This window comes from Verrucomicrobiota bacterium (assembly GCA_037139415.1).
In the GTDB taxonomy this organism is placed as follows: domain Bacteria; phylum Verrucomicrobiota; class Verrucomicrobiia; order Limisphaerales; family Fontisphaeraceae; genus JBAXGN01.
This window is the reverse complement of record JBAXGN010000091.1, coordinates 1-16,866: the sequence shown is the minus strand read 5'-3', so window position 1 is coordinate 16,866 and position 16,866 is coordinate 1. Positions and strand designations below refer to the sequence as shown.

13 protein-coding genes and 2 pseudogenes are annotated in these 16,866 nt (G+C 59.0%); 10 read left to right on the top strand and 5 right to left on the bottom strand.

Going from position 1 to position 16,866, the window contains the following annotated elements:
• Nucleotides 1-30 precede the first annotated feature (30 nt).
• From WCO56_16440 to WCO56_16400, 9 genes and pseudogenes are all read left to right on the top strand, one after another.
• Nucleotides 31-273: a hypothetical protein gene (locus WCO56_16440; protein ID MEI7731165.1), complete on the top strand. Its 243-nt coding sequence runs from the start codon at nt 31-33 to the stop codon at nt 271-273.
• Nucleotides 270-1,475, top strand: a complete 1,206-nt coding sequence (locus tag WCO56_16435; GenBank protein MEI7731164.1) for a PDDEXK nuclease domain-containing protein — start codon at nt 270-272, stop codon at nt 1,473-1,475. Before WCO56_16440 ends, WCO56_16435 begins: the two co-directional genes overlap by 4 nt.
• Nucleotides 1,468-1,647 carry a hypothetical protein gene (locus tag WCO56_16430; protein ID MEI7731163.1) on the top strand — a complete coding sequence of 60 codons (180 nt, stop codon included), beginning with the start codon at nt 1,468-1,470 and terminating at the stop codon, nt 1,645-1,647. The genes WCO56_16435 and WCO56_16430 overlap by 8 nt, the downstream gene beginning before the upstream one ends.
• Nucleotides 1,644-2,681 carry a Fic family protein gene (locus WCO56_16425; GenBank protein MEI7731162.1) on the top strand — a complete coding sequence of 346 codons (1,038 nt, stop codon included), beginning with the start codon at nt 1,644-1,646 and terminating at the stop codon, nt 2,679-2,681. The genes WCO56_16430 and WCO56_16425 overlap by 4 nt, the downstream gene beginning before the upstream one ends.
• Nucleotides 2,674-5,220: a GIY-YIG nuclease family protein gene (locus WCO56_16420; GenBank protein ID MEI7731161.1), complete on the top strand. Its 2,547-nt coding sequence runs from the start codon at nt 2,674-2,676 to the stop codon at nt 5,218-5,220. Before WCO56_16425 ends, WCO56_16420 begins: the two co-directional genes overlap by 8 nt.
• A gap of 108 nt (nt 5,221-5,328) precedes the next feature.
• Complete coding sequence (locus WCO56_16415; protein MEI7731160.1) at nt 5,329-8,802, top strand: LamG-like jellyroll fold domain-containing protein; 3,474 nt, start codon at nt 5,329-5,331, stop codon at nt 8,800-8,802.
• Nucleotides 8,803-8,900: 98 nt separating this feature from the next.
• A pseudogene (locus WCO56_16410) lies at nt 8,901-9,089 on the top strand (DUF1015 family protein).
• A 40-nt stretch (nt 9,090-9,129) separates the two neighbouring features.
• Nucleotides 9,130-9,264: a hypothetical protein gene (locus tag WCO56_16405; protein ID MEI7731159.1), complete on the top strand. Its 135-nt coding sequence runs from the start codon at nt 9,130-9,132 to the stop codon at nt 9,262-9,264.
• Nucleotides 9,265-9,331: 67 nt separating this feature from the next.
• Nucleotides 9,332-10,787 (top strand): annotated as a pseudogene (locus WCO56_16400) (FumA C-terminus/TtdB family hydratase beta subunit).
• A gap of 58 nt (nt 10,788-10,845) precedes the next feature.
• Here WCO56_16400 and WCO56_16395 read toward each other — a convergent pair.
• The 4 genes from WCO56_16395 to WCO56_16380 all read right to left on the bottom strand — a co-directional run bounded on the left by WCO56_16395 (nt 10,846) and on the right by WCO56_16380 (nt 15,339).
• Nucleotides 10,846-12,192, bottom strand: a complete 1,347-nt coding sequence (locus WCO56_16395) for a sigma-54 dependent transcriptional regulator (protein ID MEI7731158.1) — start codon at nt 12,190-12,192, stop codon at nt 10,846-10,848.
• A complete protein-coding gene (locus WCO56_16390; GenBank protein ID MEI7731157.1) occupies nt 12,189-12,962 on the bottom strand; it encodes a gamma-glutamyl-gamma-aminobutyrate hydrolase family protein in 774 nt (257 codons plus the stop codon). The genes WCO56_16395 and WCO56_16390 overlap by 4 nt, the downstream gene beginning before the upstream one ends.
• Before the next feature lie 190 nt (nt 12,963-13,152).
• A complete protein-coding gene (locus WCO56_16385; GenBank protein ID MEI7731156.1) occupies nt 13,153-14,808 on the bottom strand; it encodes a diphosphate--fructose-6-phosphate 1-phosphotransferase in 1,656 nt (551 codons plus the stop codon).
• 303 nt (nt 14,809-15,111) lie between these two features.
• Complete coding sequence (locus WCO56_16380) at nt 15,112-15,339, bottom strand: response regulator (protein ID MEI7731155.1); 228 nt, start codon at nt 15,337-15,339, stop codon at nt 15,112-15,114.
• Nucleotides 15,340-15,447: 108 nt separating this feature from the next.
• On the opposite strand from WCO56_16380, the gene WCO56_16375 reads away from it, so the two are divergent.
• Nucleotides 15,448-15,708 (top strand): hypothetical protein, encoded by a 261-nt coding sequence (locus tag WCO56_16375; GenBank protein MEI7731154.1) that lies wholly within the window; start codon nt 15,448-15,450, stop codon nt 15,706-15,708.
• A gap of 172 nt (nt 15,709-15,880) precedes the next feature.
• Here the strand turns inward: WCO56_16375 and WCO56_16370 are convergent, their stop codons facing one another.
• Nucleotides 15,881-16,519: a hypothetical protein gene (locus WCO56_16370; GenBank protein MEI7731153.1), complete on the bottom strand. Its 639-nt coding sequence runs from the start codon at nt 16,517-16,519 to the stop codon at nt 15,881-15,883.
• Nucleotides 16,520-16,866: the final 347 nt, after the last annotated feature.

Sequence of the window (16,866 nt, the reverse complement as noted above, 5' to 3'; positions counted from 1 at the left end):
GGCGCCGAAGCCATAGACACGGAGACACCCATGCCTAAAAAGCAATCACCGAACAGTGTGCGCATCCGCAACAGCACGGCGGAATTTCTAACCTTCGCCTACCAGACCGGCGGCGACGGGGTGGAAGTGCGGGTGCAGAGTGCGATTAAACGGCGCGTTGGGCCGCCCTTTCAGGGCTGGTGGGTTTGGTTTGACCCGGTTCCCAGGGCGTTGCCCTGGGCTGACGTAGCCCGCCCCGTTGGGGCTGAAACCAAGATTGGAGACCAACGATGACCAAGCCAAAGCAAAAAATTGCCGCGAAAAAGCCGGAAGCGCTTTTTGAGCGCGTGGTTTCCATTCTGGAGCAGGCGCGTGGCAATGTGGTCCGGGCGGTGAACAGCAACATGGTGCTGGCCTACTGGCTGATCGGGCGCGAGATCGTCCAGGAATTGCAGGGCGGCGCGGCGCGGGCGGAGTATGGCAAAAAGGTGGTCGAGGTTCTGTCTGCACGGCTGACGGAGCGGTATGGGGAGGGATTCTCTGGACGAAACATCAAGTCATTCAAACAGTTTTATCTCGTTTACAGTGAGCGGCTTAGAATTGTGCGCCCAATGGGCGCACAATCTTCGGCGATGGGAATTCCGTACCCAACGGGTACTGAATCTTCGGAACCCGAAATTCTCTCCCCGTTGGGGATAGAATTGGCCCGGTCCAGGAAGGGCTATCCAGCGGGTAGCGAATCCCTGGCAGGTTTCTCGCCCCAGCTTTCCTGGTCGCATTACCGCGCGCTGATGCGCGTGAAAAACCTTGAGGCGCGGGATTTCTATGAGCGCGAGGCGGTCGCGGGTGGGTGGGACAAGCGCACGTTGGAGCGGCAGATTCAATCGTTCTATTACGAGCGCATCCTCAAAAGCCGCAAGCCCGAGAAGATGCTCGCGGAGGGACGCAAGCTGCCCGTTCCCGCCGTTCCGGCCGGCGAGGCGTTGAAGCATCCGTATGTGCTGGAGTTTCTGGGGCTGCCGGATCGGGCGGCGTTTCACGAGTCGGATCTGGAGCGGGCCATTATCACCCATCTGCAACGCTTCCTGCTGGAGCTGGGCAGCGGGTTCGCCTTCGTCGCCCGGCAGAAGCATGTCCGCATCGAGGAGCAGGACCGCTACATTGACCTGGTATTCTATCACTGCCGGCTGAAGTTCTACCTTCTGATTGACCTCAAGGTGGGGGAATTGACCCATGCGGATGTCGGCCAGATGGACGGCTACGTGCGGATGTATGACGGCCTGTTCATCGCGCCGGACGATAACCCGACAATCGGGCTCATTCTCTGCACTGAAAAGAACGAGACCGTGGCCCGCTATTCGGTGCTGAGCGATCGCAAGCAGATCTTCGCCTCTAAATACATGCTTTGCCTGCCAACGGAAGAACAACTCCGACTGGAGATCGAGAAGGAGCGGCGGCTGCAGGAGGCCACCCTAGAGGACCGCAACGATGAGTAAACCCACCATCGAAGAAATCCTTGCGCCGAAGCCGGAAACCCGGTTGCGCATCTACGCCTACGCCATCGCTGACAAGGCGCACAAGGGGTTGCACAAGGTGTGGCAGACTACGCACGAGGTGAAACAGCGCTTGTCCGGACCTGGTGGCAAACCAAAGGAGACAAGACCGTGAAGCCGCTGGAACAGTTCTACACGGAAGCCCCAGGATGGCATGAAAAGATCGGCGAGATTCACGCCCTGCTCGAGCGCGTCAAAATCAGGGAGGAACAGTCCGGCGATGTGTTGCACCTGCGCAAACTCAATCGCATTCTCTCGATCCATGCCTCCACCGCCATCGAAGGCAACCAGCTCACCTTGGGCCAGGTCACCGATGTCATCAACGGCAAGCCGGTCTGGGGGCCGCCCAAGGACATCAAGGAGGTGCAGAACGCGTGGCATGCCTACAACGAAATGACTGACTATGAGCCCTGGTCGGTGAGCGACTTGCTGAAAGCCCACGCGCACCTGACCGATGCACTCATCGGGGAGTCGGGCCAGTTCCGGACGGTCGGCGTGGCCGTCGTGCGCGGCGATGGCGCGGTGATGCATCGCGGTGCCCCGGCGAAACAGGTGCCCGCCCTCGTCGAGCAGCTCCTGCACTGGGGGAAGGCCAGCGAAGCGCACCCGCTCATCAAGAGTTCTGCCGTCCACTACATGCTGGAAAACATCCATCCCTTCCTCGACGGCAACGGCAGAATCGGGCGGCTGTGGCAGACCTTGGTCCTTTCCCGATGGAATCCGCTGTTTGCCTGGATGCCGGTGGAAACCCTGGTCCACCACAACCAAGCGCTTTACTACCAGGCGCTGCAGGATTCGCAGGCAGGCGCGGTGGACTGTCGTCCGTTCATCAGCTTCATGCTCGATGCCATTGGGAATTCGCTGTATAAGTTCATTGATGTGGCGACGGAGAGCCGGGAAAGCATCACGGAAGATGTCCCTGTAAATGTCCCTGTAAATGTCCCTGTAAACGAGATCCGGGACAAAATTCTGATTCTGGTGCGGGCCAATCCTAAAGCCACGGCGCAGAAGATGGCACTCACGCTGGGCGTAACCGACAAAACCATCAAGCGACACCTCAAGGTTCTCCGTGAACAGGGCCGGATCAAGCGCGTGGGCTCCGACAAGGCCGGTCACTGGGAAGTCATCAAGAGGCATCCCAATGAGTAAGCCCACCATCGAAGAAATCCTTGCGCTGAAGCCGGAAGCCCGGCCGCGCATCTATGCCTACTCCATCGCTGACAAGGCCCACAAGGACCTGCTCAAGGTGGGGCAGACCACGCGCGACGTTAAGCAGCGCATCGCCGAGCAGCTCAAGACCGCCAATATCAAGAACTATACCATTGAGCTGGATGAGGTCGCCGAGCGCGCCGACGGCACAACCTTCACCGATCACGAGGTGCGCGCCGCCCTCGTCAAGAAAGGCTTTGAGAATAACGAGTTGGAATGGGTGCGCTGCACGCTCAAGGACGTGAAGACCGTCCTCACCGAGTTGCGCACCGGGCAGCGGTTCACCGGCACGCATTCGGAGACCTTCGCCATGCGCGCCGAGCAGCGCGCCGCCGTGGAGAAGACCCACGCTTATTTCCACTCCATCTGGAACGAAGACATGCACGCCGTCCCGCGCTTCCTGTGGAACGCGAAGATGCGCTTTGGCAAGACCTTCACCAGTTATCAGCTCGCGCGGAAACTCGGGGCCAAGCGCGTGCTGGTAGTGACATTCAAGCCGGCGGTGGAAGATGCGTGGCAGACGGACCTCGAATCCCACGTGGATTTCGACGGCTGGCAATACCTCTCCCGCAATTCCGAGAGCGATCCGACGCGGATCTCGGCCAAGAAACCGCTCGTCTATTTCGGTTCGTTCCAGGATTTGCTGGGGCGCGACGAGGTGGGGAACATCAAGCCGAAGAACACGTGGCTTCATAGGGTGAAATGGGATTTGGTCGTGTTTGACGAATACCACTTCGGCGCGTGGCGCGACACGGCCAAGGAACTATTTGAGGGCGAAGAAGAGGCGGTGGCCAAGAAAGAACTCAAATACGCCGCCGACTTGGCAGACGTGAACGAGGACCTGAGCGAACTCTCGGAGAACGAGACGGAGTTCCTGCCCATCACCACCAAGGCCTACCTCTACCTCTCCGGCACGCCGTTCAAGGCGCTGGCCACGGGCGAATTCATCGAGGAACAGATTTTCAACTGGACCTACACCGATGAGCAACGCGCCAAGGAAGAGTTCGCGGCGAAGACCCCTGGCAAGTGGAACCCCTACGGCGCGCTGCCGCAGATGCGGCTGCTCACGTATCAGATGCCAGAAGAGCTGGTGGCCATCGCAAGCGGCGGGGAGTTTAATGAGTTCGACCTCAACGCCTTCTTCGAGGCCTCGGGTGAAGGGAAGAAGGCGCAGTTCAAACACAAGAGCGATGTGCAAAAGTGGTTGAACATCATTCGCGGCGGGTATGCGTCCAAGGCGGTGGAGTATCTCAAGACCGGCACGCGGCCGCCGTTCCCGTATTCGGACGTGCGCCTGCTGCCGTATCTCCAGCATTCGTTCTGGTTCCTGCCCAATGTCGCGGCCTGTCACGCGATGGCGAACCTGCTCGGCGAGAAGCAAAACGTTTTCTGGCGTGATTACGATGCGATCGTCGCGGCTGGCTCTTCGGCAGGCATCGGGTTGGACGCGCTGCCGCCCGTGCGTCAGGCCATCGGCAGCGGCTTCGACACCAAGACCATCACGCTCTCCTGCGGCAAGCTCACCACCGGCATCACCGTGCCGCAGTGGTCATCCATCTTGATGCTGCGGAACCTCAAATCGCCGGAGACGTATTTTCAGTCGGCGTTTCGCGTGCAATCGCCGTGGTCCATCAAGAACCCCAACGGCGACGCCCCGAACGCGGAGGAAATCCTCAAGCCGGTCTGTTTCGTATTCGACTTTGCGCCCACGCGCGCGTTGCGGCAGCTCTCGGAATACGGGATCGGTCTTTCGCCCGGCGAGCCGAATCCGGAGAACGCCGTGAAGGATCTGGTATCGTTCCTGCCGGTGCTGGCCTACGACGGCGCGAACATGACACAGATTGATGCGGGCGGCATTCTCGATATCGCGATGGCCGGAACCTCGGCCACGCTGCTGGCGCGCAAGTGGGAATCAGCCATGCTGGTGAACGTGGATAACGACACTCTGCGCCGTGTCCTCGACAACCCCGAGGCGATGGCCGCCGTGGAGCGCATCGAAGGCTGGCGTGCTCTGGGCAACAACATTATCGAGACCATCATCAACAAGAGCGAGAAGGTCAAAGCCCTCAAAAACAAGGCGAAGGAGAAGGACTTGTCGGCAAAGGAGAAGAAGCAACTCACCGATGAGGAAAAGGAATACAAGTCCAAGCGGAAGCTGGTGCAGGAGAAGCTCATCAAGTTCGCCACGCGCATTCCGGCGTTCATGTATCTGACCGACTTCCGGGAGAACACGCTCCAGGACGTCATTACCAAGATTGAAACGGACTTGTTTCTGACCGTGACCGGTCTGACGGTAAAGGATTTCCACCTGCTCGTGGATCTCAAGGTGTTTAATACCGAGCAGATGAATCAAGCCGTCTTCGCCTTCCGGCGCTATGAGGATTCCTCGCTGTGCTACACGGGCATCGAGAGCCATGAAGGGCTCACACATTACGGTCTTTACGACACCGTGGTAGCGCGCGATTCAGGAATGCATTGAGCCCTTGAACTACCAATTTATGTGCCGACTGACGTCGTCGGCTACGAAGTTTCTGGGGAGGGTTCGTTTTTGATTGGCCGCACGGGAATTCCTGATACACCTATCCGCATGAGACCAACGCTGCTTTCTTTGCAGGCATTATGGCTGGCCGGCACCACTCTGGCGGCCACGTATTCCTGGCAACAGCCACACGCCAAAGTCGTGCCCACCGGCGATCTCGAATGGACCCCGCAGCCGTTCGTATTCGAAAAGGGTGCGTCGGTGCGTCATATTGATTTTGCATCCGGCGACGACACAAATCCCGGCACCCAGGCTAAGCCGTGGAAACATCATCCATGGGATCCGAATGCCACTGCCAACGCCCAAGCCGGTTCCGGCATTCACACTTATGTATTCAAGGGCGGTGTGGCATATCGGGGCACACTGAATACCCGGGATTCCGGTGAGGCGGGCAACCCCATCCGGCTGACCAGCGATCCCAACTGGGGCCAGGGACCGGCGGTCCTTTGCGGCTCAGAATTGGTGACGCGCTGGCAGCGCGGCGCAACGCAACCGGATATTCCGAATGCGGACAAGGTCTGGTATGCCGATCTCGATTTTACCCCGCGCAACGTGTGGAGCGTGGCCACGGATGGTACCGTCACACGCCTCACGCTGGCGCGCACGCCCAACTGGAAGGTCACCGACCCGGATGATATCAAAAGCGAATGGTGGGCTTGGGATAACCCGAAAAATGCATGGGGCCAGTTGACCACGAATAATGGCCGGGCGCTGCACCTGGGCGTGGACACCGTGCATCTCACGAACACACCGGCGTATTACCAGGGCGCTTATGTCTGGCCGGAATATGGCTGGGTGATGGGCACGCCGTATCCCACCCGGGTTCAGGCGTTTTTCCCGGAACAGCGCGCGCTGGCCTTTGGCGGCCAGTGGGGCGACACGGCCGACTCCTATCACATGCCGCGCCACGCCCGTTACTTCTTGGAAGACAAGCCGCACTACCTCGATGAGGCCGGGGAATTCTGGTTCGACCGCAAAAACAAGGGCGGCCGTCTTTATCTCCGCCTGCCCGGTGATGCGGATCCCAACACGGCGCGCGTGGAAGCAGCGCGACACCTGAGCCTGATCGAGAGCACCAACCTGCAGCACGTGCAGATCAGCGGACTGACCTTCCGCTTCGTCAACACGTATTGGAACCTGGATGCGCCGCCCACCCAGCACCGGGATGTGGACCCTGCCTGCATCCGCCTGCTCGGCTCCGGATCGGACATCGTCATCGCCAACTGTGTCTTTGAGCATGTCCACATGCCCGTCCGCCTGAAAAGCACGGGCGAAGCGAGTGTGGTGGATCGGGTGGTGATTCGTGACAACGACATCCGGTGGACGGATCACGGGGCCATCTGGTTGCAGGATGGCGGGGAATGGGGCAAGGACTACCACACTGCCCGGCTGCTGGACGTCCAGGTGCTGCGCAACCGGCTTTACCAAATCGGCTTGCGCCCGACCCGCTATGGCCAGGGACACGCCATCGAGGTGGATTGCGCGGAGACCGCCGAGGTGGCCGGGAATATCCTCGATCGCCTGTATGGCTCCGGCATCTTCGTCTATGGCGGCAAGCGTTCCGGCTCCAAAGTGGATCGCCCGCTGTCGCGCATCCTGATTCATCACAACAAAGTCACCGATTCCCTGCTCAACAACAATGACTGGGGCGGGATTGAAACCTGGCAGGGCGGCCCGGCGTATGTGTTCGACAATATTTCCGGGAATCCCGGCGGCTTCAAGAAATGGGGGCTGCTGCTGCATGCCGGCAAACCCACCAACGCCCGCTTTGGCCACGCCTATTACATGGATGGCGGGTACAAGCAGTATTACTTCAACAACATCGCCTGGGGAAAATCCAACGATCCCCTCGGTCCGCTGGGCAACACTGCCGCCTTCCAGGAAATTTACGGCTACCTGACCTCGATCTTTAACAACACGATCTATAATTTTGTGGTCGGCTCGCGCCGCCAGGCGCCGGACTCGGGCCGCAACAAGTATCTCGGGAATATCTGGCAGGACATGGGGCACATGGTCTTTCGCCATGCCGATCCCAAAGACGTGATGGCCGATCCGAACGCCGCCGATGCGGGCGCGCAGAAGTCCAGCTTTGAACATGAATCCAATGCCTACGCCAACAATATGTTTTCCGGGGTACCGGAACGCTTCGCTGTATTCGAGCCGTCGGGCCGCTGGTATCCCGGCTTGGATCCCTTCCGGAAGGCACTCGCCGCCCGCGGCTCCATCGGCCAAGTGGGCGACATCGCGGCCGCATCGCTCTTGCGGGCACCGGCCCAGCATGACTTCCGCCCCACCGCCGCGGCGGCTGATCGCGGCGTCAAGGTGTTTGTCCCGTGGGCGCTCTCGGCCGTAGTGGGCGAGTGGACTTTCCATCATGTGGGCAATGATCCCGCGCTGATTCCCGACGAGCACTTTTACCTCGCACCGCATTACACGGATCGCACCTCTTACCTGCGCCAGCCGGTTTATCCGCTGCGCGCCACCAACGTCACCGCCGCCGATTATATCGAGGGGCCGCTGGAGGATTGGACGCCCGGCGCACTGAAATTCAACGGGCGCAACCAATACGCGGTGTGGTCCAGCGGCGGCACGGTCACTCGCACCTCCACCAAGGCGGTCGCCGCTCCGAAAAATACGCCCAGCGACTGGCTCAAAATCGAGGCGCCGGAACAGCTTGTTCCGGAACAGACGTTCACCGCCAAACTGACGCTGCTTCAGGATCAGCCGGGAATGAAATTGCGCGCCGACCTGCACTGGGTACGGAACAATGGCAAGTTTGGCGGCATGAACGCCTATGGCGGCAACGCCCAGCCTGCCACCGCCGGTTTGCATTCCCTGCGTTTCACCCCCAAAGCCAAACCGGACCTCGGCACCTATGTGCTCACCGTGTGGCTATCGCCCACCGGCAACTTTGATGACAACACCAAAATCACGCGTCACACCATCCCGGCCAGTGCGGCGGATGGAGCGGAGACGAGCGACAGTTTTCCCAGCCCGCAGGTGCAGCAATCCAGCTTCCTGATCGAGACGTATTTCCGCACCGAACCGGGACACACCGGAGGCGTGCTGGCGGAAAAATGCGATAGCACCGGTTATGGGTTGATGATCACCGCCGAGGGGCGCGCGCGTTTCACCCTGAAAGCCGCCAACAAAGAGCAGCACCTGGACACCACCGCTAAGCTCAATGATGGGAATTGGCATCACCTCATCGCCGAAGCGGACCGCAAAGCGGGCACGCTGGCACTCTACGTGGATGGCCGGGCAGATGCCACGGGCACTGGTTTTGGTCCCGGCCCGTCGCTTGCCAATGCGAGTGACCTGCAGGTGGGCGGCACCCGGTCCGGGCGCTGCCTGGCCGGCACCATGGAATTTCTGCGCATCGCATTGGGGACGCTCACCGACGCCAAAACTACCATCGAAGAGTTGTATGCCTGGGAATTCACCGGGCCGTCCGGGCGCGACTTCTGCGGGCAAACGCCGACGGGCAAACGGGACGCCGGCGCGCTGGAGGGTAAGCCGTGAGAGGGCTTTGCTTTCGCTCTCCACGAAGGCTTTGTCAGGGTTGGGTTGGCTGGATTTCGTAGTGGCTGCTCAGGTTCCCCTGGGTCTCGATCACCTTGATGAGCAACGTTACCCCATTTGCCGCGTTGCGTCCCAAACCCGAATTGGCGGGGTGCGTTTGTGAATTGCCTTACGACGTGATGTCGTCCGAGGAAGCCCGGGCACTGGCCAAGGACAAGCCCTTGAGCTTTCTGCACGTCAGCAAACCGGAGATTGACCTGCCGCCGGGCACCGATCTCTATTCTCCAGCCGTCTATGCCAAGGGTAAGGAAAACTATGACCGGCTGATTGACCAGGGGGGCCTTGCAGCGGGACGCGCAGCCCAATTTCTACCTCTACCGCCAGGTGATGGGCAAACACAGCCAGGTGGGACTGGTCGCCGCTTACGCGATGTTGCTCTGGAGCAATATCTGCATGCCCTAATTTCGCCGTGGGTTTTTGAAGGGATTTCTTTGACAGCCTGCGATTCGCCGTCTAGCGTTTGGGGCAGATGAGCAGCTTAAAAACATCATTGATTGAGTTGATCCGGCGAACCTCCGCCGAGATCCCCGACGACGTGCAACGCGCCATCCTGAACGCGCTGGAGCAGGAAAAAAAGGGCAGCATCGCCGAGTCGGCCATGAAGATCGTTCAGCGAAACATCGAGATGGCCAAGGCGAAATCCCAGCCGATTTGTCAGGATACCGGCAGCGTGCTGTTCTATGTGGAGTGCCCCATCGGCTACGATGAGGTGACGTTTGCGGAGACCGCCCGCGAGGCCGTCACGGAAGCCACGAAGAAAGGGTATCTGCGCCAGAACTCGGTGGACTCGATCACCGGCAAGAACGATGGCACCAATGTAGGGCCCGGAGCGCCCACCCTGCATTTTCACCAACATCGCTCACCGGAAATCCAGGTGCGCCTGATGCTCAAGGGCGGCGGGTGCGAAAACGTGGGTGCGCAGTATTCCCTGCCGCTGGAAAAGCTCAAAGCCAACCGGGATCTGGATGGGTGCCGCAAGGTGATCCTTGACGCGGTGCTCCAAGCTCAGGGCAAAGGCTGTGGCCCGGGCGTGCTGGGCGTTTGCATCGGCGGCGACCGCGCCACCGGATTCGAGTATTCCAAGACCCAATTGCTGCGCTTGCTGGAAGATCGCAATCCCAACCCCGAACTCGATAAACTGGAACAGGACATCCTGAAAACCGCCAATGAACTGGGCATTGGCCCGATGGGTTTCGGAGGCAAGACCACGCTGCTGGGCGTCAAGATTTGTGCGATCAATCGCGTACCCGCCTCATACTTCGTCAGCGTCAGCTACATGTGCTGGGCGTTCCGGCGCATGGGTGTGACCCTTTCCAACGACGGCAACCTCCTCAACTGGCTCTACTAATATGATCCCCCTCACTTTACCATTTAATGAAGCCAAAATCCGCTCCCTCAAGGTGGGCGATGAAGTGCTGATCTCTGGCGTGATGTTCACCGGGCGCGATGCGGTGCATAAATACCTGCACGAAGGTGGCCAGTTGCCGCCAGGCGTGAGCTTGAAGGACGGTCTGATTTATCACTGTGGCCCGGTGGTCATCAAAGATGAACGGGGTGAGTGGAAGGTGGTTGCCGCCGGACCCACCACCTCCATCCGCGAGGAACCGTACCAAGGGCATATCATCAAGGATTTCGGGCTGCGCGGTGTCATCGGCAAGGGTGGCATGGGCGACCGCACGCTGGCGGCCTGCAAGGAATTCGGCTGTGTTTACTTGCACGCCGTGGGCGGCGCGGCGCAGGTGTTGGCGGAGTGCATCACCCGGGTGCGCAATGTGTATTTCCTTGAAGAATTCGGGTCGCCGGAAGCCATCTGGGAACTCGATGTGAAGGATTTCCCGGCGGTGGTGACCATGGATGCCCAAGGTAATTCCCTGCACCAGTTGATCTACGCCAACAGTTCAGCGGAATTGGCCCGCCGACTTTAACCCGCATTGCCCCTAATCATCGGCGTAAAACCCCTCCGCCGTGTCAGGGCGCGCGGCCTCATGCCTTGAGGTCGTACTCTTTGAGCTTGTTGTACAACGTCTGGCGTCCGATGCCGAGCCGTTTAGCGGCTTCGACCTTGTTCCCGTCGCAATCTTTCAACACTTGCACGATGGTGTTGCGCTCCATGGCCGCCATCAGGCGCAGCCCGGAATTCCCGGTGCTGTGCGCGCCTTCTTCGGCTTGGATGGACAAATCGTCCGGCTCGATGACGGGGCCTTCCGCGATCAACACGGCGCGTTGTATTTCATTTTGCAACTGCCGCACATTGCCGGGCCATTCATAACGCATCAACCGTTCCAGGGCGCTTTTGGAAAACCCGCTGAAGGCGCGGTCCGCCTGGGCGGCATACCGCTGCAAAAATGAGTTGGCCAGGGCGCACACATCCTCCGGCCGCTCGCGCAATGGCGCCAGGGAAATGGTGATGGTGCTGATGCGGTAAAACAAATCCTCGCGCAATTTGCCATCACGGATGGCCTGTTGCACCGGACGATTGGTGGCCGCGATGATGCGGCAATCGGTGGTGTAACTGCTTTTGCCGCCCACGGGCCGCACTTCCTTGTCCTGCAACACGCGCAATAATTTGCTCTGGGTGTCCACCGGCATTTCCGATATTTCGTCGAGCATCAAGGTGCCCTTTTCCGCCTGCCGAAACAGGCCGTGCCGGTCCGCATGCGCCCCGGTGTACGCGCCCTTGACCGAGCCGCAGAGTTCGCTCTCAATCAATTCGCGCGGCAGGGCGGCACAGTTGACTTTGACAAAGGGGCCGCTGGCGCGCGGGCTGAGCGTGTGAATCAGATCGGCAATGATTTCCTTGCCGGTCCCGCTTTCTCCGACCAGCAGCACGGAGACGTCGCTGCCGGCCACTTTCTCCACGGTGCGCACCACGGACTTCATCGAGGCGCTCTGAAACACCGGGGCGGTGCCGCCGCTCAAGGCCGAGATGGCCTGGCGCAATTTGGTCGTCTCCTCGGTCATCTGCTTGCGCTCGAGCGCGCGCTCGATGTGCAACAGCAGCACCTTGGAATCGAACGGCTTTTCCAAAAAGCCGTACGCGCCCAGTTTGGTGGCGGTGACGGCGGCGTCAATCGAGGCGAAGCCGGTCAGAATGATGACTTCCGTTTGCGGCCAGGCACGTTTGACGGCAGGCAACAACTCCAGGCCGTCGCCATCCTGCAAATGCAGGTCCAGCAACACGACATCCGGTTGCGGCCCCGTCTCCATCTGCTTGCGCATGGCATCGCCGCTGCCCGCCTCGGTAATGTCATAACCCTGGATTTCGAGGATGGAACGCAACATCCCTCGCAAATCCTGCGAATCGTCCACGATGAGAACACGATGTTTCATGTATTAACCTTCCCGATTAGTTTCGCACAAACGCGAACAAAGTAAAGGAACAACGCAAGGTGCCGGGGATGCCGCCGAAACAGGCGTTCCGGATGGTATTGGACGGCGACCATGAACGGTAGCAACCGCGCGTGTTCGGGCTTCAATTCCAGGGCCTCAACCACGCCATCCCCCGTGACGCCCACCACACGCAACAGCTCGGCGATTCGGCCACAGGCCTGATGGTGCGAGCTGTTCGATCCCAAACGGGTGGTGCCGGAGATTTTAGCCAACAGCGAGTCCGGTTCGAGCCGCACGTCGTGCACCCATTGATCCTTCTTATCGCTTCGCTGGTGATTTAACGCCCCGGGCAATTGCTGGGAAATATCCACCACCAAGTCCCCGCCCAGAGCCACATTCAAAAGTTGCTGGCCGCGACAGATTGCCAGCAGAGGCTTCCGCTGCTGAAACGCCTCGCGGATCACCCATAGCTCAGCGATTTCCCGCTTGGGATGGACGGGGTCCACCGTGCGGCGCAGCGCGGGCGCCAGCCGGCGCGCATACAGCTTGGGCTGCACGTCGTCCCCACCCGTCAGCATAATCCCATCGCATTGACGCACCGCCGCCACTACCGCCGTCTCGTCGGCCAAGCAAGGCAACACCAGCGGCACCCCACCGGCGGCCACGATGGCCTCCGAATAATATTCGGAAAGGCTCAATGACAGGTCACCGAACTCCGAGCCTTTGCTCTGGGTGCTCGCCGTGACTAAAATAACCGCTTTACGTTTCATTGGCTAAAAGAAAGCCGATGAAAGCAAGAATGACAAATATATGTTCCGTTCAACCCGGCGTTTGAATCGTCGAGCTGTGTGCTGCTCCGAAACAACTGCCAACGCGCGCAAATGAGGACACCTCCATCCATGAAAAATCCCCCGGCAGCAAGGTTGCCGCCGGGGGATTTGCTCAAAACCTTCGTTCCGCTCAGGCGCGCTCCTGTTTGAGCGTGACGGTCGGTTGGTCGCAGACCTCCGACGGGCCGAAGTACTGGATCGGGCCGGGGAAGATATATTCGCTGTTCACCGCCCACACTTCGCGATGGCCCAGCAGCACCTGGAACGGTTTGCCGTTCAGTTCCACCAGCGCCTTGCGGATGACCGGGACGTGTTTGTTGTGGCGGCGTTCCATGTTCATCATCATGGTCAGCGGGATGCCGCCAGCGGTCCATTCCGAGGCAGGCTTGGAGACCTGGCTCACGACGGCCATGTAACCGGACTGCCCATCGGCAATCAGCAGGCTGGAGGTATAGCCAAGGCTGTAGCCGTAATCGGCATCGAAGTTGGATGGCGCAGCGCAGCGGCCTTCATAGCCAAAGAAATGGTTGAGGGCGGCGAACTTGCCGGTGTAGGTGCCGTCTTCCTTCCACTTGGCCAGTTGCTTGGCGACGAGTTCGATGAGGAGTTTCTCGGTTTCGATCAGGGACACCTGGACGTTACCGTGGGAATCGCGCTCCTTAAGGAGCTGCATCTGGATGACGCTGGGCAGCGCATTGAAGGCCAGGAGGGATTCTTCGAGCAGATGCCCTTGCACCAGGCGCACCCGGCCATCAAGGGTCATCCCTTCAAACTCATCCTTATGCTTGCCGATGATGTCGTTGAGTTCGTGGATGAGTTGCTTGATTTCGGGAACGAATTCCACCAGGCCCTCGGGGATCAGCACCACGCCGAAGTTTTGCTTGGCGTTGCCGCGGTCGCGGATGATGCCGGCAATGTAGGTGGTGATCTGCTTGAGGGACTGGCGCTGGGCGGCGATCTCTTCCGAGATCAGCGTCACGTTGGGGTGCGTCTGCAAGGCGCATTCCAGCGCGATGTGGGAGGCGGAGCGGCCCATGAGCTTGATGAAGTGCCAGTATTTCTTGGCGGAGAGGGCGTCGCGCTGGATGTTGCCGATGAGTTCGCTGTAAACCTTGGTGGCGGTGTCGAAGCCAAAGGAGGTCTCAATCTGCTCGTTCTTGAGGTCGCCGTCAATGGTCTTGGGGCAGCCGATAACCTGGATGCCGGTCTTGTGCTGAAGGAAGTATTCGGCGAGCAGGCAGGCGTTGGTGTTGGAATCGTCGCCACCGATGACGACCACGGCTTTAATGCCGAGTTCCTTGCAGTTGGCGGCCACTTTGTCGAACTGCTCGGGTTTGTCGAGCTTGTCGCGGCCGGAGCCGATGATGTCAAAGCCGCCGGTGTTGCGGTAGGCGTCAATGGTGGCATGGTCGAGCACCTTGTATTTATTTTCGACCAAGCCCTTGGGGCCGCCAAGGAAGCCATAAAGCACGCTGCCGGCATTGAGAGTCTTGAGTCCGTCGAACAGGCCGGCGATGACGTTGTGTCCGCCCGGGGCCTGGCCGCCGGAAAGCACCACGCCGACTTTCAAGGCCGGGGCTTTCACTTTTTTGGTCCCCTTGGCCATGCCGAGCACGGGCAGGCCGTAGGTGTTGGGGAACATGGCCTTGATTTCGGCCTGGTCCGCCACGGATTCGGTTTTGCCACCCTTGACGATTTTGACCGCCAAGTTGTGTTTGGCGAACACCTGGGGCAACTTGGGTTCATAGGCCGCGCGCGCCTTTTGCAGATTCGAGATTTCAGTTATCATATCAATTTCAATGGTTGCATTTTATCGGGTGACACGTTGGCCACCCGGGCTGTCAGTCACGGTTCCGCCCTGATTCCCGCCGGAGACCGAACCGACGCCACGTTAAACGGCGGGAATATTTCAAACTGGAAGGGAATGGGCAATGTTTTTATGAGGGATTTTTTATGAATGACAGGGTGTAATTAAGTGGTATTATGAGTGTCATTAGCCTCAATTATCAGAGGGGCAAGCAGGAGCCTGCATTTGCGCGGACTGACGTCGGCGACTACGCAAAGGGGATCCGTCTCCTTACCTCGGCAGCTACGAGGTTGGGGTAGAGGAATCCGTTTTGGCCTGCCCCAGCACGCGTTCAAGGGTTTTGCGCAGGGCATCCAATTCGTATGGTTTGCCCAGAAATGCCTGGGGCTTTTCCGTGTGCTCGTCCTTCATGACATGCGCTTCATCGTAGCCGCTGGCGAGGATTACCGGGATGCCGGGCACGATCTGGCGGAGGGCTGCCAAGGTCTCCCAACCGTCCATGCGGGGCATGGTGAGATTGGGCTTTTCCCCTCAAAATATTTCTCAAACTTTTTTGAGGGGTAGGACCGTATTTGTCCTACCCCCTGGTTTAGGCTGTTCCCCGAAATGATAAACATTATGAACATAAAACACGAATTAACGACCATGAATAACAACCCTTGGACCCGGCAGGAAAAGTTCCTGCTCTTCGTCAATCAGGGCGCGATTGCCCGCGACCTCACCCAAGGCACCCACGACAGCTACCGCATCGCACAACTTGCCCGCGCCATCCCCGCCGCCGAAATCCCGGAGGACCCGGCATCCGCCGCCTTCGACTTCCTCGCCTACCTCGACCGCCGTACCCGCGCCAAACGCTGGATGATCAGTGTCCCTGAATAACCTGCTCTCCCTCGATGCAAACCATCAAAATGGGGCGGTTGAAAATGGAATCCCCTTGGCAACCGTCCCATTTTCCTATTTTTGTGCCCGAAAATATTTCTGCAAAAGTTGGCTTCTGACTTGGCATCTGCTGGTCATAATTTTTTGAATGACCCTGTTGGCGTTGGGGGGATTAGGGAAGCTCGGGAGGATGGACTTTAAAAACGCGGAGCGGCTGGCGGAACCCTTTCATGGTTTGGGTCCAAGGCCCCTGAATTTCCAACATGCAGGGGTACTGCTCGAAGTTCTGGTGGTGGCTGAATTCCATCCGCACCTGCTGGTAAAACGGTTCGTTCATCAAAATCTCCTTGCTCTGCGCGATGGCTAACAGGCGCGAGGTGAGATCAATGTCCTTGCCATAAAAGTCGTGCATGCCCAGCAGGAAAGAAACGGCATAGACATCCTGGCAATAACCGATGGAGACGCGCACATCGCGCAAGATGGCATCGGTGTGGCGGGTCAGCCCGTATAATCCGGCCAGCAATGAAAGCGGGGTCTCACCGCACATCTGCGGCTCGGGGATGTAATACATCAGGCAGTCGCCGATGCTTTTAAGCGGCTGGATGGGCACGGGAATGTGGAATTGCGTGCTGTTGAACGTGTGATGAATGAACTTGCACCATTCGGAAATGCTGCTGTCCTTCAGCGCCGTGGAGCCGACGATGTCCACGAAAATACAGTATCCCGGCGTCGGTTGCAGCGACTTCAATTTCGTCGCCCAATCCCGATCCGTGGCCGTGATAAACTGGGTGTCAGAGCTGTTTTCCGACATAAATTCCACGTGTACAAAAACCTTGCCAACCATCAACCCCATACACCGTGACTCGGCCGTTTGGGTTTGCTGAATAATGGCGTTGCGGGATGAGTGTGGCGCAAGTCTGGCCATTTGGCAATACCGTAAAAATGTCAGTGGTCGCAATAATTGGTTGCGCCATCCTGACCAACAAACTGGATGGCCCGCTGCTGCCCAACGTTCATTGCCCAATCCTTGACTGATTAGTCACCGCAGTGAGCGTTGATGGATCCTTGGCCCTGGACTTGACCTCCAAAGGTTCATGGGGTTAATTAATTTGACTTCGTAACTTTAACTACTCTGGTTGTGGCGTCGTTTTGCGCACC